The 18,298-nt window shown below is 57.8% G+C and carries 18 protein-coding genes and 1 tRNA gene; 13 read left to right on the forward strand and 6 right to left on the reverse strand.

Annotation, left to right across the window (positions count from 1 at the left end):
• Positions 1–14 precede the first annotated feature (14 nt).
• A complete protein-coding gene (locus HMPREF2878_RS01505) occupies positions 15–209 on the reverse strand; it encodes a DUF2613 domain-containing protein (protein ID WP_070652737.1) in 195 nt (64 codons plus the stop codon).
• Positions 210–405: 196 nt separating this feature from the next.
• The gene (locus HMPREF2878_RS01510; protein WP_005510532.1) at positions 406–885 is read right to left on the reverse strand and encodes a universal stress protein; all 480 of its coding nucleotides are present in this window, start codon (positions 883–885) and stop codon (positions 406–408) included.
• A gap of 187 nt (positions 886–1,072) precedes the next feature.
• Here HMPREF2878_RS01510 and HMPREF2878_RS11410 point away from each other — a divergent pair, with 187 nt between their 5' ends.
• From HMPREF2878_RS11410 to HMPREF2878_RS01560, 11 genes are all read left to right on the forward strand, one after another.
• Positions 1,073–1,495: an MFS transporter gene (locus HMPREF2878_RS11410; protein ID WP_246821884.1), complete on the forward strand. Its 423-nt coding sequence runs from the start codon at positions 1,073–1,075 to the stop codon at positions 1,493–1,495.
• The gene (locus tag HMPREF2878_RS01515) at positions 1,425–2,402 is read left to right on the forward strand and encodes an MFS transporter (RefSeq protein WP_246821886.1); all 978 of its coding nucleotides are present in this window, start codon (positions 1,425–1,427) and stop codon (positions 2,400–2,402) included. The genes HMPREF2878_RS11410 and HMPREF2878_RS01515 overlap by 71 nt, the downstream gene beginning before the upstream one ends.
• Positions 2,403–2,458: 56 nt before the next feature.
• Entirely contained in the window at positions 2,459–3,628 is a 1,170-nt protein-coding gene (locus HMPREF2878_RS01520; RefSeq protein ID WP_070652738.1) for a sensor histidine kinase, read from the forward strand.
• Entirely contained in the window at positions 3,625–4,290 is a 666-nt protein-coding gene (locus HMPREF2878_RS01525; protein WP_070652739.1) for a response regulator transcription factor, read from the forward strand. The genes HMPREF2878_RS01520 and HMPREF2878_RS01525 overlap by 4 nt, the downstream gene beginning before the upstream one ends.
• A gap of 91 nt (positions 4,291–4,381) precedes the next feature.
• The gene (locus HMPREF2878_RS11415; protein ID WP_070429408.1) at positions 4,382–4,771 is read left to right on the forward strand and encodes a recombinase family protein; all 390 of its coding nucleotides are present in this window, start codon (positions 4,382–4,384) and stop codon (positions 4,769–4,771) included.
• Between the two features lie 15 nt (positions 4,772–4,786).
• Entirely contained in the window at positions 4,787–5,254 is a 468-nt protein-coding gene (locus HMPREF2878_RS11425) for a recombinase zinc ribbon domain-containing protein (RefSeq protein ID WP_224433374.1), read from the forward strand.
• 84 nt (positions 5,255–5,338) lie between these two features.
• Positions 5,339–7,126: an ABC transporter ATP-binding protein gene (locus tag HMPREF2878_RS01540; protein ID WP_070437316.1), complete on the forward strand. Its 1,788-nt coding sequence runs from the start codon at positions 5,339–5,341 to the stop codon at positions 7,124–7,126.
• The gene (locus HMPREF2878_RS01545; protein WP_070437222.1) at positions 7,123–8,871 is read left to right on the forward strand and encodes an ABC transporter ATP-binding protein; all 1,749 of its coding nucleotides are present in this window, start codon (positions 7,123–7,125) and stop codon (positions 8,869–8,871) included. The genes HMPREF2878_RS01540 and HMPREF2878_RS01545 overlap by 4 nt, the downstream gene beginning before the upstream one ends.
• A gap of 34 nt (positions 8,872–8,905) precedes the next feature.
• Positions 8,906–9,502 carry an MptD family putative ECF transporter S component gene (locus tag HMPREF2878_RS01550; RefSeq protein ID WP_070437219.1) on the forward strand — a complete coding sequence of 199 codons (597 nt, stop codon included), beginning with the start codon at positions 8,906–8,908 and terminating at the stop codon, positions 9,500–9,502.
• Positions 9,495–10,181 carry an energy-coupling factor transporter transmembrane component T family protein gene (locus tag HMPREF2878_RS01555; RefSeq protein ID WP_070437217.1) on the forward strand — a complete coding sequence of 229 codons (687 nt, stop codon included), beginning with the start codon at positions 9,495–9,497 and terminating at the stop codon, positions 10,179–10,181. The genes HMPREF2878_RS01550 and HMPREF2878_RS01555 overlap by 8 nt, the downstream gene beginning before the upstream one ends.
• Positions 10,178–11,569 (forward strand): ABC transporter ATP-binding protein, encoded by a 1,392-nt coding sequence (locus HMPREF2878_RS01560; protein WP_070602388.1) that lies wholly within the window; start codon positions 10,178–10,180, stop codon positions 11,567–11,569. The genes HMPREF2878_RS01555 and HMPREF2878_RS01560 overlap by 4 nt, the downstream gene beginning before the upstream one ends.
• A 149-nt stretch (positions 11,570–11,718) precedes the next feature.
• On the opposite strand, the gene HMPREF2878_RS01565 is transcribed toward HMPREF2878_RS01560, so the two are convergent.
• A tRNA-Gly gene (locus tag HMPREF2878_RS01565) sits at positions 11,719–11,792 on the reverse strand.
• A gap of 207 nt (positions 11,793–11,999) precedes the next feature.
• Here HMPREF2878_RS01565 and dcd point away from each other — a divergent pair.
• On the forward strand, positions 12,000–12,581 hold the full coding sequence (dcd, locus tag HMPREF2878_RS01570) for a dCTP deaminase (protein ID WP_038626826.1): 582 nt from the start codon (positions 12,000–12,002) through the stop codon (positions 12,579–12,581).
• A 201-nt stretch (positions 12,582–12,782) separates the two neighbouring features.
• Positions 12,783–14,165, forward strand: coding sequence for a UDP-glucose dehydrogenase family protein (locus tag HMPREF2878_RS01575; protein ID WP_070607408.1), 1,383 nt, complete (start codon positions 12,783–12,785; stop codon positions 14,163–14,165).
• On the opposite strand, the gene HMPREF2878_RS01580 is transcribed toward HMPREF2878_RS01575, so the two are convergent.
• From HMPREF2878_RS01580 to HMPREF2878_RS01590, 3 genes are all read right to left on the reverse strand, one after another.
• Complete coding sequence (locus HMPREF2878_RS01580) at positions 14,162–15,670, reverse strand: YibE/F family protein (RefSeq protein WP_070652740.1); 1,509 nt, start codon at positions 15,668–15,670, stop codon at positions 14,162–14,164. The genes HMPREF2878_RS01575 and HMPREF2878_RS01580 overlap by 4 nt on opposite strands.
• A gap of 496 nt (positions 15,671–16,166) precedes the next feature.
• The gene (locus tag HMPREF2878_RS01585; RefSeq protein WP_370449407.1) at positions 16,167–17,537 is read right to left on the reverse strand and encodes a pyridoxal phosphate-dependent aminotransferase; all 1,371 of its coding nucleotides are present in this window, start codon (positions 17,535–17,537) and stop codon (positions 16,167–16,169) included.
• Positions 17,538–17,686: 149 nt separating this feature from the next.
• The gene (locus HMPREF2878_RS01590) at positions 17,687–18,223 is read right to left on the reverse strand and encodes a YceI family protein (RefSeq protein ID WP_016421578.1); all 537 of its coding nucleotides are present in this window, start codon (positions 18,221–18,223) and stop codon (positions 17,687–17,689) included.
• Positions 18,224–18,298: the final 75 nt, after the last annotated feature.

Genomic DNA, 18,298 nt, shown 5'->3' on the forward strand with positions numbered 1-18,298 from the left:
TTAGCGTTAAAAACTTAACGCTGACCGTACTCGACACCGCCAAGCAGAGCGTCATCGGCGGAAACAGCCTGTGCTTCCGGAATTCGGTCTTCGGTCAGAGCCTGGCCGATGCCGAAGATAGCGGCACCACCGAGAAGGGCGCCAATGAGCGCCGAGGCCAGGGCAGGGCCAACGCTACGACGCTGCTCGGAATCAGTTTCGTATGCCATGTTGAGGACTCCTCGTGTGCATTAAGTCAATACTGTTTATAAAACTACACTCTGTGACTTCTGTAAACCAGTGGAACAGCTGGGATTCTCTCCCCGCCTTGAATTTTGAGCGGTTTCAGCGGTCATTGAGTTTTCTTAGTTGAGAGATTAACCCATTTTCTATCAGCTAAGTAAGTTTTTAAAAATTTTCTAGAAATTATTCCTTTTCCCCCGGAACGACGAGGACCGGGCGGCCAGCATTCTTCAGCAACGCGTCAGAGGTCGAGGCGGTGAACAGACCACGCAAACCAGTCACACCACGAGTGCCGGAGATAATCACGCCCGCATCGAGGTCGTGAGCTGCATCGACGATGGCCGACCAGATAGTAGTTTCCGTCTCTACCAAGTAGGGCTCCGCGACGAAGCCAGCCTCAGCGGCAATCTGTACACCCTCACGGCAAATACGGACGGCCTCGTCGTGAGCCGGATCGCCGTCTTCAGTCGTGGCATCCCAGTCGGGCTGCATCATGCCAGAGGCGCCAGCAGTGCGCGCTGCAGCGCGCTGCAGGGGTTCCCAGGCAGTCAGAATGTAGGCCTTCTTAACGCGCAGCAGTTTTCCGGCATAGGCCAGCGCCCGCTTGGCTTCGTCGGAGCCGTCGTAGGCAATGAGCATGGAATCAGAAATCGGTTCAACCATTTTTGAGTTCAATCCTTACGTCAGAGATAGCCGAAAGACTGTCAATAGATAAAGAAAAAGAGATGTCGTTGTAGTCCAGGATAGGACAACAGCAACATTCAGCACGCTAGTTTTTTAAGCTTCCCCGAACCCAGCCGGCTTGGGTCAGCTAGAGAGTCCTTAGCAGGAAGCGGTAACGTCCATTGTTATGGCGATAGAAGAAAAACCAGGGCAACCACAGCCAAAGGCTGCCGGGTCCTCGAAGAATGCCATCGCGCTCAGCGTTCCCGTTCTTGTTATCGCCGTAATCGTCGCGGCGCTGAATTTGCGCCCGAGTATTGCGTCAATCGGTCCGGTGCTTGATCAGCTCCTATCCGACCTTGGCGCTTCCTCCGCCTTTGGTGGTTTGATTACAGCGATTCCGGGGCTCGCATTTTTCGCGATTGGGTTGTCCGCGGTTTCCGTCGGCAAGCGAATGGGCTTAAGCGGTGCACTCACACTGTCTGCGACGTTGCTATTCGTCGGCCTTGCGGTGCGCGTGGGTGAGCAGCATCTGGCTATTGCTGTTGTTTACTGCGTTATCGGTTGCGGGCATTGCGCTGGGAAATGTGCTGCTACCTGCGTGGATTAAGGTGCACGGTGGTCGCCATACGGTCGTGCTGATGATGCTGTACTCCAGCATGATCGCCCTCGGCGGTGGACTGGGGCCAGCGACGGCATTTTTGATTAGCGATTCTCCCGAGACATCTGCAGGTGGTATCGAAATGTGGCGCTGGGCGCTTGCCGCATGGGCAATCACCGCCCTGGTGCAGCTCGTCGTGTGGTTGCCGCTGCGTGCACGCATCGGATTCGACTACCCGAAGGCGCCGGTCAGTGCCTCGGCAAGCACACCAATCTGGAAGTCACCGACAGCCATTGCACTGGCAGTTTTCTTCGGCGTGCAGTCGATGAACGCTTACGTGCTGATGGGCTGGATGCCGAAAATGCTTATCGACGCAGGCATCAGCGTCAGCGTAGCTACCGCGGCATCCATGATTGTTCAAGGGCTGGGCATCATCGGCGGTCTGCTGATGCCACCGCTGATTGCACGGCTCCGCACCATGTCCTACGTCGCCTTTGGTCTCGGCTGCCTTTTCTTCCTCGGGTACGCGTTGATGATTCTGATCGACCAGCGGGGAGCGGCGGAAACTGGTGTTGGATACGCGATTGGGGCTGCGTTCCTGCTGGGCGTGGGTGGTTTTTGTTTCCCCATGGCTATCGCGCTGATTCCGGGCCGCACGCGCAGCCATGAGCTGACCGCGCGGCTGTCCGGCTTCGTGCAGCCAATCGGCTACATTTTCTCCGCAGTCGGGCCATTCCTGGTGGGTGTGGCCGCTGGAACGACGGAAACGTGGACACCTATTCTGGTCGTACTGCTTGGTACTACGGTCGTGCTTGCAGTGCTTGGGCTGGCTGTCGGTCGGCCAACGTACATTGATGACGAACTGGCCGACCGTGGTATCGGCGAAAAGAAGCCGGGACGTATTCAGCTCGACTGAATTTAGGGGAGTTAGCTCCACTGCATTTGAACCCGGGCCAACTTAGCTTTGAACCTATGACAAAGAAAAAGAATTTAATCGCGCTGGCCTGGAGTTTTATTCTCGGACTGCTGTTCATTCCGGGTTTGATTGCCTCTGTTGTGCTTCTGCCGTGGATTCCGCTCATCGGCCGAGGTGCCGACTGGCTCTCTCGCTGGGTGGCATCGTGGTCCGGCACCCCGATTGCCAACCGCGTGACCAATCGTTGGTTCGACATCCGCAACTTCGTCAACTTGCTCGTCCAGTTGGCCATTGGCTTTGTCACCTTCACAGCGTGGGTCGGCGGCGGCTTCACTGTCGGTGTGCTCTTCGCTGCACCTTTCCTGGTTGATGAAGTGCAGTTTTTCAGCTGGACTCTGACGGACCCAACACAGAAAATTGCTGTTGCCTGGGTTTTCGCCATCCTCTTTTTGGCGCTGACCATCGCCATCAACTTCGGTGCCGGCCTGCTGTCCATTTGGCTCTCCCGCGTCATCCTCGCACCATCCAGCGAGGAAGTCAGCCAGTCCCGCGATGTGCTCATTGACTCCTTCTCAGGCGAGCGCCGTCGCATTGAGCGCGAGCTTCACGACGGTCCGCAGCAGCACCTGACCGCCTTGAAACTCAACATTGCCGCTGCTCGCATGGGTAAGACTGAGGAAAAGGTAGCCGAGGCACTCTCTGCCGCCGACCGCAATGCAACGCAGGCTCTTGCGCAGCTGCGCTCCGTGGTGCTTGGCGTTGCCCCGCCAGTGCTTTTCGAAAATGGCCTAGTCGCAGCAGTAGAGGAATTGGCAGCGCACTCTGGCATGGAGGTTTCTGTTCGTGAGGACGGTGTCTCCGACTTCGGCCCGATTGATGAAACCACAGCGCTGCTCGCTTACCACTGCGCAGCGGAGGGGCTGACCAACGCCACCAAGCATGGCCATGCCGATCGAGCTGATATCACTCTCGCGGTTCAGACTCCGAAGAAGGCGCTCGTGTCCCATCTGGGTACGCTTACGGTCACTGTGCGCGACAATGGCGAAGGCCTGGAAAAACCAACGAGTGCAGACGCTGTAGACGTCGTAAAGCATGACAGTGGAACCGGCATTGCGGGCCTGCGCGAACGGGCGGCAGCGCTCGGTGGAACCGTGGAACTCACCAACGCCGACGGTGGAGCCCAATTGCTGCTGGAACTGCCGATTCGCCAAGGAAGGATGCGATGAAAGTACTGTTGGCAGAGGACTCCGTACTCCTGCGCGAGGGGCTGACCGGCCTGCTGCGGGCACTGGGGCACGAGGTCGTCGCCGTCGGCGATGCGGATCAGCTGCTCGCCACCGCCGAAGGGCAGGTGTTCGATGTCATCGTCACCGATGTCCGAATGCCGCCGAACATGCGTGACGACGGACTGCTCGCGGTCTCCACACTTCGCCAGGACAACCCCGACCAGCCGGTTGTGGTGCTCAGCCAATACGTGGCGGCCAGCTACCTGGATCGCCTGCTGCAGCATGGTGGCTTTGGGTACCTGCTTAAGGAACGCGTCTCGGATGTCGACCACTTCGTTGCGGCGCTGGAAGAAGTGCGTGGTGGCGGTACCGTGGTCGATTCTGAAGTGGTTGCGACGCTACTGGCCGCAAAGCAGGACGGCATCGCCGAGCTGACTCCACGTGAGCGCGAAGTGCTCGACCTGATGGCGCAGGGGCTTAGTAATAAGGAAATAGAAAAACGCCTAGTACTAACCGCAGGCGCTGTGAGTAAGCATGTGGCGAATGTGTTCTTGAAGCTCGGCTTCCAACCGGAAGATAACAACCGTCGTGTCAAAGCAGTATTGCGGTGGCTGAGATACACTGCACCGTCGCCGTCGCCGTCGTCGTCGCCGTCGGCTTAGGTTGCGCCCCTGAATCAGCTCCATACCCACGCAAAAGCCCCCGCGCCGACTCCTTCGAAACGGGAGTCGGCGTGGGGATTATGGGTAATTGGTGCTACTCGGATATAAGAAAGGCGAGGGTGGAAGCCTCGTCATCGACGAGACGCAGGCTCCGACCGTGCGGTTGATCTACCAGCTGTTCCTTGATGGGATAGCGATCAGTGAGATTAAAACCGAGCTCGCTGCCCGCAAGATTCTCACCCCGCGCGGGAAAGAAGTGTGGTCAACCTCGACAGTGTGCTCCATCCTGTCCAACGAAAAATACAAGGACGACGCCCTGCTGCAAAAGACGTTCACCACCGATTTCCTTACTAAGAAGATGAAGGTCAACGAAGGCGAAGTACCACAATACTATGTATCAGGTAATCATGAGCCGATTACCGAACCGCGTATCTGGGATCAGATGCAATACGAACTCGCCACCAGGCATGGCAACATATAGTCAGCGAAAGTCGGGTTGTTCTCCACCCGGCTGGAATGTGCTCGGTGTGGGGCGTGGTATGGGCGTAAAACGTGGGCGTCGAACACGAAATGCAAAGACGCAGTTTGGCAATGCAACCATAAATACACAGACGAACATCCCTGCAGCAGCGCGACGGTGAAAGACGAGCAGATCGAAGCGCTGATTGCGGAAAACCAGCGGTGTGCGCTCGACCAGGACGCCTGCCAATCCGCGTACGCCGAACTCGATACTACCTACCGTAAGACGCTCGCACGTAGAACAAGCCTGGAAAAAGATATCGCAGCGAACACCGCCAAGCACGCCGCCATCACCACAACCCTGAATGATCTGACAGGGGAACCTGTGAGCGAGTTTCACCCCGCACAATGGAGCGCACTTATCGACCACGCCATTGTCACCGAGGACGCGATCCGGTTCGTGTTCCGCACCGGTGAACAGGTGAGGATTGCCCTGAAAGGGTGATGTTCGTATCAGTTGACGTGCACAGTAGACACACCTCCCAGAAATATAGTAAGGTTAGGCATGCCTAAGAAGGATGGTGCTTACGTGAACGAAAGTGCAACGGATCGGGTTGTTGAAGGCGAGTATGGGTCGGCGAAGGAAAAATCAGTCGCTGGCCAGAACGCGATCCGTCAGCTATCGCAGCCGGTGAAAGGCAAACTGTTTATCGCGCAGGCCTTAACGTTCGCCTCTGGGGTGTTGGCTATCGCACCCTATGTGGCTTTGGTGGAGCTGGGAGCTGCGCTGATGCAAGACCGGGTGGACCCGGCGCGGGTGAACTGGATCGTGATGCTCCTTGTTTCTGCTTACATGGCGCGGTTGACTTTGTATTTTGTTGCGTTGGGCGTGACGCATTTTATTGACCTGTCGTTGCGTAATCAGATGCGTCGGCAAATTGCCGCCCGAATGTCGACTGCTCCGCTGTCGTGGTTTACCCGCGAGGGCGAAGGGAAGATCCGCAAGACCATTCAGGATGATACGGCCACGGTGCACACAGTGATCGCACACGGGCCGATCGAGAAACTGAACGCAATCGTCTCCCCGCTCGCCTTGTTGGCCTATGCGTTCGTGGTGGATTGGCGGCTCGCTCTGCTGTCGATTGCGACGATTCCGGTTTATGTGGGCATGTATGGCATGTCGATGCGTGGGATGAATGAGAAGACCGCGGAAATGGACACCAAGCTTGCTCAGGTTTCGGCAACGATGGCCGAGTTCGTTGCCGGTATCTCAGTGGTGAAAGCGTTCGGCAAGGTTGGCCAAGCACATAAAGCCTATTTAGATGCAGCTAACGAGTTTTCTAAGTTCTACCGGGCGTGGTGTATGCCGCTGGTGTCGATGTCGGTCGCCTCATTTTCGTGGGTGTCGATCCCGGTGTTGTTGATCGTGAACCTTGGCGGTGGCGCGTTGATGATGAACGCCGGTTGGGTGAGCATCTACGAGGTGATAGCGACGACGTTGATTGCCTTGGTGCTGCCGGGAGCGTTGATGGCAGTCGCAACCATCGCCTGGTCTTATCAGCTCGCAGGTTCAGCGGCAGTACGGCTGGTGAATGTCATGGAGCTACCGGCGTTGAGTCAGCCCGATGCGCCACAGACACCACACGGTCATGATATCGAGATTCGGGGTGTGTCGTATGCCTATGACGACACCCAGGCATTAGACGAGGTGAGCCTGAGCATTCCGGCAGGCACGGTGACCGCGCTGGTTGGCCCGTCGGGTGCGGGGAAGTCGACGTTGGCGAGTTTGATGGCCCGCTTTGATGACCCGGACGCTGGCACGATCACCATCGGCGGGGTTGATCTAAAGAGCATTTCCCAGGATGTGTTGTATTCGACGGTCGCATTCGTCCTGCAAGATGCACAGCTTATTCGCGACACCATCCACAACAACATTGCCCTGGGCGCGCGAGACGCAACCTTGGATCAGGTGCGGCAGGCGGCGAGAGCAGCGCAGATCGACGAGTTCATCATGAGCCTGCCAGATGGTTACGACACTGTGTTGGGGGAGGACACCCACGTTTCGGGCGGGCAGGCAGCCCGTATCGCGATCGCCCGGGCGCTCATGGTTGATGCCCCAGTGTTGGTGCTGGACGAGGCGACGGCGATGGCGGACCCGGAATCGGAATCGAAAATCCAACAAGCTCTCTCGACTCTTGCCAAAGGCAGAACCGTGATTGTGATCGCCCACCGACTGGCCTCGATCAGGGGCGCGGATCAGATTGTCGTCATGGAACGCGGGGGCATTGCTGTGGTCGGTAAACACGACGAGTTGTTGGGTAATGCGCACTATCAGGCACTTCTTGCCCAAGGTGCATGCGAGGAGATGACACGATGAATCAACTATTGCTGCCACGCTTTAAGCGTTTGATGGAACCCGCCTCGTGGCGAGACCTTTCGGTTGGTCAAGCGTGGGGTGCGGTCTCAGGACTGTGTCACGGCTTTGCCCTGCTCGCGCTACTCCCTGCAGCAAGCGCCTTGGCGACCGGAATGCCGGTGTGGGGGCTGTCGTTTTGGGGCTGGCTCATCGCCTTGGCGGTGTTCGCGGTGCTGGGCGTGGGCACGGAGTTTTATGGCATGCGCACCGGCTATATCGGCGCGCTTGGATTCATTCACGACGTCCACCAGGCAGTAGGTAACAAAGTAGCCCGCCTACCGTTGGGAGTGTTCGATTCGGGTAGCTCTGGACGGCTGTCGCGCATGGTCACCCAGGAAATGATGAACTTGGGCGAGTCGGCGGCACATTTCATTTTCTCTCTCGTCCAAAAACTCTCGGCCGTGCTGGTGATCACTGTGGGAACCTGGTTCTGGGATTGGCGGCTGGGACTGACCTTGACGATCGCGTTCCCGATCATGCTTGCCTTCCTCCATATTTCCCGTGTGCTTCTCGATAAGGGCAAGAAGGTTTCCGAACCAGCCGAATCGGAGCTGGCGGCTCGCATGGTCGAATTCGCCACCTGCCAAGGCGCGCTGCGCTCCTGCCATGTCGCCGACGACTACCCGGCCCTTGATCGGGCATTCAAACAGGCTGACCGCAAGGGTCGCAAAGCATTGTGGATCGAAACACTAGCGAACCTGATTAATGGGATGTTCGTTCAAGCGCTCATTGTGGTGATGATCTGGCTGACCGCCCAACTCGCCCTCGGCGGGCAAATGAATGCGCTGAACGCCGTGGTCACAATCGGCATGTGCCTGCGGTTCACCACCATGCTCCAAGACATCGGTGGCTGCATGACCGGGCTGGAAGAACGCCGCCAGCAGATGAACCACGTCGACAAGGTCATGGATGCCCCCGAACTGTCCGAACCCGATGCCTCTACACCGATAAACGCCCCTGGTGATGTTCGTTTCGAGGACGTCACCTTCGGCTACGATCCGGACACCCCGGTTCTCCGTGATATTTCCTTCCATGTCCCGCAAGGTGGCATGTGTGCCCTGGTTGGTCCATCTGGGTGCGGGAAGACGACGATCGCCCGGTTGGTTGCACGTTTCTGGGATGTGCAGTCCGGCAGCGTGCGCGTTGGCGGAGTGGACGTGCGCGAGCAGACCACCGAAGATTTGATGCGCCAGGTGTCTCTTGTCTTCCAAGACGTCTACTTATTCAACGACACTCTCGAAGCCAACATTCGCCTTGGCAACCCAGAAGCCACCGATGAAGAAATCAGGTGGGCCGCTGACCTGTCGGGCGTGACGGAAATCGTCAACCGCCTCCCAGATGGCTGGAATTCATTGGCGGGTTCTGGCGGGCGTGCACTGTCAGGTGGGGAACGGCAACGCGTCTCTATCGCTCGCGCCTTGGTGAAGAAGGCCCCGATCGTGCTTTTCGATGAGGCCACCAGCGCATTGGACGCGGAAAATGAAGCCAATATTGTTGCGGCGATGAATGAGCTACGCAAGCACTCCACGCTGATCGTGATCGCCCACAAACTTGAAACCATTCGACAAGCTGACCAAATTATTGTGCTCTCCCACGGTGGGCGTATCGCCCAGCGCGGGTGCCACGACGAGCTGGTCAACCAGCCGGGTCAATACCGCGATTTCTGGCAAGAGCGCATCAACGCAGGCGGATGGCAACTCGTCTAAACACAGCGCATATCAGCACATAAAAGGAAAAACTATGTCCACACCCACATCCTCGCGCCTCAACGCGCGCGACTTCATCAATATCGGCGTCTTCACTGCCTTGATGTTCGTCATCGTGTTTGCATTCGGAATGCTCGGGTTCATTCCGGCTGCCATGTATGCCGGCTTCTTGCTTTCTATCCTCGTTAACGGCATCGTCTTTGCGCTGTTTACTGCCCGCACTCCGAAGATGGGGGCGTTGACAATCATGCTGATTATCATCGAAATCCTCTTCTTCGTGACCGGCCACTGGGTGGGAGGAATTGCGATCGCCGCTGTGTTCGGCCTGCTCGCTGACTTGGTGATCACCAAGGGGCCGAAGAGCGTGAAAGTTCGTGTCCCGCTGGCATATGCACTGTTTATTCTGCCGATCTATGTTTCCCCGTGGATTCCGCTATTTATGAACCAAGACGCATATATGTCGCAGATCGCCGAACAAATGGGTGCCGAGTATGCCGCCAAGATGGCACAGGTCGTCACGATTCCGATTCTGCTGGGCTTCTTCGGCGTGATGCTCATCGTGGGCTGGCTTGCTGGTCTGTTGGGAACCAGGGTCGCGCGCAAACACTTTGAACGGGCCGGTCTTGTCTAAACTTCCCGACCCGCGCACCATTATCGCAGCGCTCGTCATCGTCTCCACCACGATCTACAGTGCCTACTCGCCGTGGTTCGTGTGTACTCTGGGCGGATTCGCCGCCGTGATGCTGACGAGCGCTACGATCAACCCCAACACGCTCGTGCGCCCGAGCTGGGTGGCCGTCTACCTGGCCACGTTTGCGGCTCTCGGCACACTCGTCTTCGTGATACCCCTGGTCTGGAAATCAACAGCCAGCGCGTTCCTCGTGCTGTTTCTGCAGTGGATGTGGCGATTCAGCGTCAGCGCAGGAATGGGAGCCTACGCGATCGGCGTAATCCGACCCGCCACCTTGCAAAAAGCACTCGCCAGCTCACGAATCCCGACCTGTTTCACGATCCCGATCTCAGTCGCGTTACGTGTGCTGCCCGTGATCGGCCACGAAGTTAAAGCGATCTCAGATGCCATGAAACTACGCGGCATGTCCGTGCTCTCACTGCGTGCGGCGCAATACTTCACAATCCCTCTGCTATCGACCGTGGTACGCAGCGGGGACGAACTGGCATCGGCCGCCCTCGTGCGCGGACTGGGCGGAACCGCAAAGCCCACCTCAGTCACAGTCGTGAAATTCCGAGTGGTCGACGCAGTCATTCTGCTCATCGTTATCGGCTTCGCGATATGGAGAATCGTCCTATGACAATAGCCCAAGCAACTAGGGTCACCTTCACCTATCGAGGAGCAGACCACCCCTCAATCAACGACGCAACCATCACCATCACACCCGGAACCGTCACCTTGCTGTGTGGCGCATCCGGGTCAGGAAAAACCACCGCACTACGGCTATTTAACGGGCTCATCCCGCACTTCCACGACGGCGACCTTACCGGAAACGTCACAGTCGACGACATTGACGTGGCACAAACAGACCTGCCACGCCTTGCCCACCACTGTTCGACAGTGTTTCAAAACCCGCGCACCCAGTTCTACACCACCCACGTGCGCCAAGAACTCGCCTTCGGCCCAGAAAATCTCGGCCGCGACCCGCAGGAGATCTGTGCCCGCATTGACGAGGTCGCAGCCGAGTTAGGTATCGCCGACCTGCTGGAATCCCGCGTCACACAACTATCAGGCGGACAGATGCAACGCGTGGCCTGCTCCGTCGCCATGTGCAACAACACGTCGCTGATCGTCTTTGACGAGCCAACCGCGAACTTGTCCGCTGACGTTATCGACCAACTCGCCACACTCATCGCCAGGCTCAAAGCCGATGGACACACCATCATCATTGCTGAACACCGGCTAAGTTTCCTTTCCGGGATCGTCGACCGTGTCTACTGCTTCGACAAAGGCAAGATTGTCCTCACCGCAACCGGCGAAGAGTTCTACGCTACCTCGGATGAGGAGCGCAAACAGCTTGGGCTGCGATCCCTAGTGCCCGTATCCATGCCGAGCCTGCCCGAACCAGAAGGTGAAGGGCTCACAATCGACAACCTCGCCTTTGCCTACCGCCACGGAAACACAGTCCTCAATATTAACCACGTGTTGTTTCCGGCAGGGAAAATCACGGCACTCCTCGGCCCGTGCGGGTCAGGCAAATCAACACTGGCACGCATTGTTTGCGGACTAGAAAAAGCCAAACATGCATCCATCACACTCGGCGGACAAAAATTCACCAGCCGCGACGCCTACCTTGTGATGCAAGACCCTACCCGACAGTTGTTCTCAGATACCGTCATCGACGAAGTCACGCTCGGCACGACCAAAGCCGAAAAGCAACACATCGATGCCCACGCGATCCTTGAAGAACTCGACCTTGCCGACCACGAGGCTGATCATCCGCAAGCACTCTCTGGCGGGCAACGTCAACGTCTGGTTATTGCTACAGCGCTTGCTGCGAACAAGAAAGTTTACATCTTCGACGAGCCCACGTCCGGTGTTGGCTACAAACACCTTGTCGCGATTTCCCGAGTAATGCGTAAACTCGCTGACACTGGTGCCGTCGTCATCGTCATCACCCACGATGCTGAACTCGTTACCGAGGTCGCCGACCACGCTATCCACCTCGACCAAATCAACGCCTGCTAACGCAAACGCTCACTCAGCCGAAAGAGAGGAAAGTGTTTCTACAGGTCAGAGTTAACGCGCTATACACTCGCTAACGCAAGCGATTTTCTTGACCCCCTTGGGGCATACTCGCTAACGCAAACGCCTACTTATCATTTTCGACGTCTAAGTGGAGCCGATGACGGGAATCGAACCCGCGCCGCCTGCTTGGGAAGCAGGAGTTCTACCATTGAACTACATCGGCACACAGTAGGCGGAATGATTAAAAGCACGCCACGGGATTGGCACAGTAGGTGTGGCATGCAGGAAATCAGTCGCCCTCTGTAACTTCAATGTAGCACTCTCGATTCGCGTCGAAAAAATTGGTTGGCAGCAGCTCCGCTGAATTTATCGCGGGCATATCCTGCAACCCGCGCACGCTGTGCATTACAGAGCGGTTAAGCTGGTCTATGTGTTGCTCTCAGATCGTGATATTCGTGCCGCTATCGATGCCGAAGGCTCCGGCCATCTCGGCATTGATCCTTTTGACCCGAAGATGATTCAGCCTTCGTCCATCGACGTGCGTCTGGACAAGTTCTTCCGAGTTTTTAACAACTCGCAGTACACGCACATCGATCCGAAGTTGCCGCAGGAAGAACTGACGTCCCCGCACGAGGTTCCAGAAGGGCAGCCCTTCATTCTTCACCCGGGCGAGTTCGTCCTGGCATCGACCCTGGAGTACTTCACTATTCCTCCGAACTTGGCAGGCCGCCTGGAAGGTAAGTCTTCGCTGGGGCGTCTGGGCCTGGCAACGCACTCGACCGCCGGCTTTATTGATCCAGGGTTTTCAGGTCACATCACGCTGGAGCTATCCAATGTGGCGAACTTGCCTATCGCACTGTGGCCAAATATGAAGGTCGGCCAGCTGGCACTGTTCAAGATGTCCTCGCCGGCAGAAGTGCCTTACGGTTCCGGCAAGCTCGGTTCGAAGTATCAGGGGCAGCGCGGCCCGACGCCGTCGCGTGCGTACCTGAACTTCCGTGATGAGGAATAAGGCACCTGAAACTCGGGATATGAACTCGGAATATAAATGAATTGTGAATAGCCCCGAGTGAATTCTCGGTGAAGAAATGGAAACAATTGTTCAATAAAGAGTTTCCGCAGGTGAAAAGCCTAAATATGGGCCTTTAGTTCACACCATTTAAGGGTTAAATCGGCTTGAGGGCCTTTTATCTTTCGATAAATAATAGCCCTTATGCGTATTACGGTTATTGGTACGGGTTACCTTGGCGCCACTCATGCCGCGGCAATGGCGGAGTTAGGCCACGAGGTTCTCGGCGTAGATGTTGATCCCGCCAAGATTGAGGCATTGTCCGCAGGTCAAGTTCCTTTCTTTGAGCCTGGCTTGCCCGAACTGCTAAAGAAGCACGTTGAGTCGGGGCGACTACGTTTCACCACTAACTACGACGAAGCCGTTGAATTTGCGAACGTCCACTTCGTAGGTGTCGGAACTCCGCAGGTTAAGGGCTCGTACGCCGCCGATGTTCGCTATGTGGACGCAGCTATTACCGAATTGGCTAAGCGCGTCGTCGGCAAGCATTTAGTGTTTGGTAAGTCCACTGTGCCCGTCGGTACCGCACCGCGCCTGCAGGAGCTGGCTGCGAAGATGATCGGTGAGCGCGCCGCAGCCGGTGATGAGCAGTTGAAGAACACCAGCCTCGAGATCGCCTGGAACCCGGAGTTCCTGCGCGAGGGCTTCGCGGTAAAGGACACCCTGGAGCCGGACCGTGTGGTGCTGGGCACCCAGAAGCCGGGCATGATCCTCAATGGTGCTGGTCAGGAGGTCGAGTCAATCGCTGAGGACAGCCTGCGCGAGTGCTTCGGCCCTATCTTTGAGCGTGAGACGCCGTTTATCGTCGCGGACACCGCCACCGCAGAGCTGGTGAAGGTGTCGGCGAATGCATTCCTCGCCACCAAGATTTCCTTCATCAACGCGGTCTCTGAAATCTGTGAGGTCACAGGTGCGGATATCACCACGCTTGCCGACGCCATCGGTATGGACGCTCGAATTGGCCGCCGCTTCCTCAATGCGGGGCTGGGCTTCGGCGGCGGTTGCCTGCCGAAGGATATCCGCGCATTCATGGCCCGCGCTGGTGAGCTGGGCGTTGACCAGGCGCTGACTTTCCTGCGCGAGGTCGATGCAATCAACATGCGTCGCCGTGAAAAGACCGTTGACCTGGTACGCGGCAGCTTCGGTGGCTCGTTGCTCGGTCACACCGTGACTGTGCTGGGTGCGGCTTTCAAGCCGAACTCTGACGATGTGCGTGACTCCCCGGCGCTGTCGATTGCCGGTTCGCTGTCGTTGGCAGGCGCTTCGGTGAGCGTTTACGACCCACAGGCCATGGAGAACGCCAAGAAGAATTTCCCGACCTTGGAGTACGCACCGAGCATCGAAGCAGCTCTGGAAGGCTCGGAGATGGTTGTCGTCGCCACCGAGTGGCAGCAGTTCCGCGACATCGACCCGGTGGCTGCGAAGAAACTGGTCAAGCGCGCAGCGGTCCTTGACGGCCGCAACTGCCTGCCAACCGATCAGTGGCGTGCCGCAGGCTGGGACGTCACCTGCCTCGGCCGCGGCTAAATACTGGCCGCTCTCGAGCGCTTCGGGAACTTCATACCCTCCGGAGCCACGGTATAGGCGGCGATGAGGGTGGTAATCGGCACCGCGAGTACCAAAGCGACCGCACCGATGGTGGAACGCAGCAGCTCTGTGGCCACTACATCGGAGGTCAACGACTGCATCAGCGGCCGGTCGGAGACGCTTAACAAAATCGATAGCGGCAGTGCGGTGCCGAGGTACGCCAGTACCAGTGTGTAGACCATCGACGCGATGTGGTCGCGACCGACGCGCATTGCCGAACGGAAGACCTCCATAGGCCGCGACCGCGGAGCTGCTTCGTAGAGCTCCTGGACGGTAGAGGCCTGGGCGATGGTGACGTCGTTAAGCACACCCAACGCGCCGATGATGAATCCCGCCAGAAGCAGACCTGTGACGGAGACGTCAGGCAGGTAAAGCTGAATAAGTAGGTTGTCCTCGTTGCCGAGACCACGTAGCTGCGACGTGGAGATTGCGAGGTTGGCCAGGCCCGCCGCCAGCACCATCGTGGTGAGTGTTCCCGCCAGTGCGGAAGCTGACTTCCAGTTGATGCCATGAACGAGGAAGAGCACAGGGAAGAGAATCGCCGCGCCCGCCGTGATGGCTAAGGCCACAGAATCGCCGCCGCGTAGCAGTGCCGGAACCAGAAATCCCATCACTGCGGCCAACGTGATGCCAAGACCAATGAGGCTCAAGACCCCGCGAGTCATGCCGACGAGGATGATGAGAAGTACTGCCGCGCCGAGCCACAACCAGATTGTCGTGGTGCGATCCATGTCCAGGAAGGTGTAGGTGTTCCCGATGCTAGCGGTGTCGACAACCTGATGAGGTGCGAGGTCGACGACGTTAGTGTCGGCCGCGGGAGCCTCGGGGGCAGGTGGTGCGGGTGGAGCAGGAGCAGCAGGAGCTTCTGCGCCGGATTCAGGTGCTGGTTCCTGCTCCGGAGCCGGAGCTGGTGCCGGAGCCGGTGCGGGAGTCTCTGGGGCTGGTGCAGGCGCATCCTCTGCGCCCTCAGGGGCAGGCGCGGGAACAATGCCGGGAGGTGGTGTCATCAACCCCGGATTCGGCACGGCACCATTGTCGACAGCTCCGGTACCGGCAGCGTTTGGACGGTGAATTGCCAGGACGACCTTGTCGCCCTCCGCCAGCTCAATCTCGCCGGGAAGGCCGGATGCTTCCAGCAGAGTCTTCTTGCCCTCGTCTGGACCCGAGGTCAGCTCAATGACCGAGAGCTGGCACTTCGGCGCCGCGGGGTCATTGAGGGAGGCCGCCAGTCCTGGCCGCGGCTGGTCATCGAAGACGCGTCCGTTGTCAGGCGAATTGCACGCGCCGACGCTGTGCTTTACGACGGTTCCCTTAACCGTCTCTGCAGCTGACGTCTGTGACTGCAGGAATCCCGGCCCTGGGCTCGGAGCTTCACCCGATGGCCAGAGCCCAATCACTGCGAGGAAAGTGGCAATACCAGCAACTGTGAGAACTGTGGCCAGCAAGCGACGTGCTCTTGTGGGGTTGTGCCGCGGTTTCGTTGGTTTTGGTTTGGCTTGCGCAGGTTCGTTTTGCCGTGCCGGTGCTGGTTTTGAATGTGCGGCAGGCTCTGCATGTCGTGCTGGGGCAGCCGAAGTTGCAGAGTTGGGTTGATTCGCGGCATTGACAGCCCGGAACCGGCCGGTAGGGGAGCCGTTGTTCGAGTTCTTCAGTACGTCGAGATGCGCACCTATGTCGGAACCCGGAGCAACGCGAAAAGGTTGCTGGTTGTCAGAGTTCATTGAATCTTTTGAATGCCTGCCCACCCTTAATAACCTAATCGCTGCACCAGCACCGGAAGGCGTACCGCCATTCCGGCGCGCCGAGCCGTAGTCATCAGCGCTATGGCCCACCTATCGATGCAATACTCACTCATCGATGCGCTCCAGTGTGTCCATAAGTGAATAGCGCATCGATATGTGAGAAGGGCAGAACCAGTAGCGTGCGCAACCTTAAGTACTGCTATTGCTTGTAGCTGACCAGGAAGTTGCCTAGGCGCTCGATAGCTTCCTTCAGGTCGCGTGCCCACGGCAGGGTGACAATTCGGAAGTGATCCGGCGTCGGGTAGTTGAAGCCAGAGCCGCCGACCATCAGGATCTTCTCTTCACGCAGGATGTCGAGCATCAGCTTCTCGTCATCGTGAATTTCGTAGACGTTCGGATCCAGCTTCGGGAATGCGTACATTGCTCCCATCGGCTTCACGCAGCTTACGCCCGGAATTGAGGTCAGTCCCTCGTAGGCGACATTGCGCTGCTCCAGCAGGCGACCGCCTGGCAAGATCAAGTCCTCGATGGACTGGTAGCCGCCGAGTGCCACCTGAATGCCGTGTTGAGCAGGGACATTCGGGCATAGACGGGTGCTGGCCAGCAAGTTGATGCCCTCGATAAAGCCCTCTGCGTGGCGCTTCGGGCCAGTCAGCACCATCCAGCCCGCGCGGTAACCGGCCACACGGTAGGTCTTGGACAGGCCGTTGAAGGTGATACAGAGCAAATCCGGGGCCAAGGAGGCAGTGGAAATGTGCTCTGCATCGTCGTAGAGGATGCGGTCGTAGATTTCGTCGGAAAGCAGCAGGAGTGAGTGCTCACGAGCGATATCGACGATGGCTTCGAGCGTCTGGCGTGTGTAGACCGCGCCGGTCGGATTGTTCGGGTTGATGATGACAATAGCCTTCGTGCGATCCGTCACCTTCGAGCGAATGTCTTCGACATCCGGGGCCCAGTTATTCTCCTCATCGCACGTGTAGTGGACGGCCTTGCCGCCGGCGAGGGTGGTTGCTGCAGTCCAGAGCGGGTAATCCGGAGCTGGAATGAGGACCTCATCGCCCTCGTTGAGCAGCGCCTGCGTGGTGATGGAAATCAGCTCGGAGACGCCGTTGCCCAGCCAGACGTCGTTGACGTCGAAACGGGGGAAGTCCGGGTCCATCTCATAGCGCGTGACGACGGCACGGCGTGCGGAGTAAATACCCTTGGACTCGGAGTAGCCCTGTGCGTGGGGGAGGGCGCGGACCATGTCCTGCACGATGGTGTCAGGTGCATCAAAGCCGAACTTTGCCGGATTGCCGGTGTTGAGCATCATGATGCGGTGGCCGTCGGCCTCCATCTGTTCGGCGAGAGTAGTCACCGGACCGCGAATGTCGTAGAGGACGTTCTGCAGCTTGGAGGATTGGTCCAGTGTCTTCAGTGGAGTGCGGCGAGGTGCCCTGATGTTTCCACGACGGGCGGCAACACGGGCAGCACGGGACTGCTCGGCCTGAGCGGCCTGCGCAGCCTGAGCGTCCTGCGTTGTCTCGTTGGTGGTTTCGGTGCCCTGGGAAGTGTCTTTACTGGAACTCACCTGTCTAAGCATGCCACTTTTTTGCTCCCGCACCATGCTTTTCTCACAGCGGGGGGCAGATTAATTGCACATTGATTGCGCAAAAGCGCCCTGCATGAGGATGCAGGACGCTTTACTGGGGTGCGGGCAGCTGGGGTTCTGGCTGCTAGTTACTGCTTAACTGCGGAGCCGTCGATCTGCAGGGAAATCTCGTTGCCAAGGAGCAGGCCGCCAGTCTTAATAGGAGCGTTGTAATCGATGCCGAAATCGGTGCGGTCAATCTTGGTGGCTGCCTCGAAGCCAACGCGAGTCTGACCCCATGGGTCTTCAGCGGAGCCGAAAATGTCGACATCCAGGGTGACCGGCTTGGTGATGCCGTTGATGGTTAGGTCGCCGGTAACGGTGGCCTTTTCTTCGCTCTGGAGCTCGATAGCGGTGGAAACGAATTCGAAGGTCGGGTTTTCGTCGGTGCCGAAGAAGTCCTTCGAGCGCAGGTGGTTGTCGCGCTCTTCATTGTTGGTGTTGATGGAGTTCGCCTGAATGGTCGCCTTTGCCGTGGAATTCTCCGGCTTGTCGGCATCAAAATTAATAACGGACTCAAACTCAGTGAACTGACCGTGGACCTTAGTGATCATTGCGTGACGAACGGTGAATCCAACGGTGGAGTGCTGTGCATCAAGAACGTAGTTGCCAGACTGAAGAGCCATAGTGAATCTCCTAAAAGTTAAAAGTATCTCGAATGTTTCGAAGTATTTTTGTCCGCCGGAACCAACTTCCGGTGT

Source organism: Corynebacterium sp. HMSC065H09 (assembly GCF_001812845.1).
GTDB classification, from domain to species: domain Bacteria; phylum Actinomycetota; class Actinomycetes; order Mycobacteriales; family Mycobacteriaceae; genus Corynebacterium; species Corynebacterium jeikeium_D.

Excerpts from the sequence above, each read along its gene's own strand:
- HMPREF2878_RS01505 (WP_070652737.1), bottom strand. The coding sequence starts at position 209 with ATGGCATACGAAACTGATTCCGAGCAGCGTCGTAGCGTTGGCCCTGCC.
- HMPREF2878_RS01510 (WP_005510532.1), bottom strand. The coding sequence starts at position 885 with ATGGTTGAACCGATTTCTGATTCCATGCTCATTGCCTACGACGGCTCC.
- HMPREF2878_RS11410 (WP_246821884.1), top strand. The coding sequence starts at position 1,073 with ATGGCGATAGAAGAAAAACCAGGGCAACCACAGCCAAAGGCTGCCGGG.
- HMPREF2878_RS01520 (WP_070652738.1), top strand. The coding sequence starts at position 2,459 with ATGACAAAGAAAAAGAATTTAATCGCGCTGGCCTGGAGTTTTATTCTC.
- HMPREF2878_RS01525 (WP_070652739.1), top strand. The coding sequence starts at position 3,625 with ATGAAAGTACTGTTGGCAGAGGACTCCGTACTCCTGCGCGAGGGGCTG.
- HMPREF2878_RS01545 (WP_070437222.1), top strand. The coding sequence starts at position 7,123 with ATGAATCAACTATTGCTGCCACGCTTTAAGCGTTTGATGGAACCCGCC.
- HMPREF2878_RS01550 (WP_070437219.1), top strand. The coding sequence starts at position 8,906 with ATGTCCACACCCACATCCTCGCGCCTCAACGCGCGCGACTTCATCAAT.
- HMPREF2878_RS01560 (WP_070602388.1), top strand. The coding sequence starts at position 10,178 with ATGACAATAGCCCAAGCAACTAGGGTCACCTTCACCTATCGAGGAGCA.
- HMPREF2878_RS01575 (WP_070607408.1), top strand. The coding sequence starts at position 12,783 with ATGCGTATTACGGTTATTGGTACGGGTTACCTTGGCGCCACTCATGCC.
- HMPREF2878_RS01590 (WP_016421578.1), bottom strand. The coding sequence starts at position 18,223 with ATGGCTCTTCAGTCTGGCAACTACGTTCTTGATGCACAGCACTCCACC.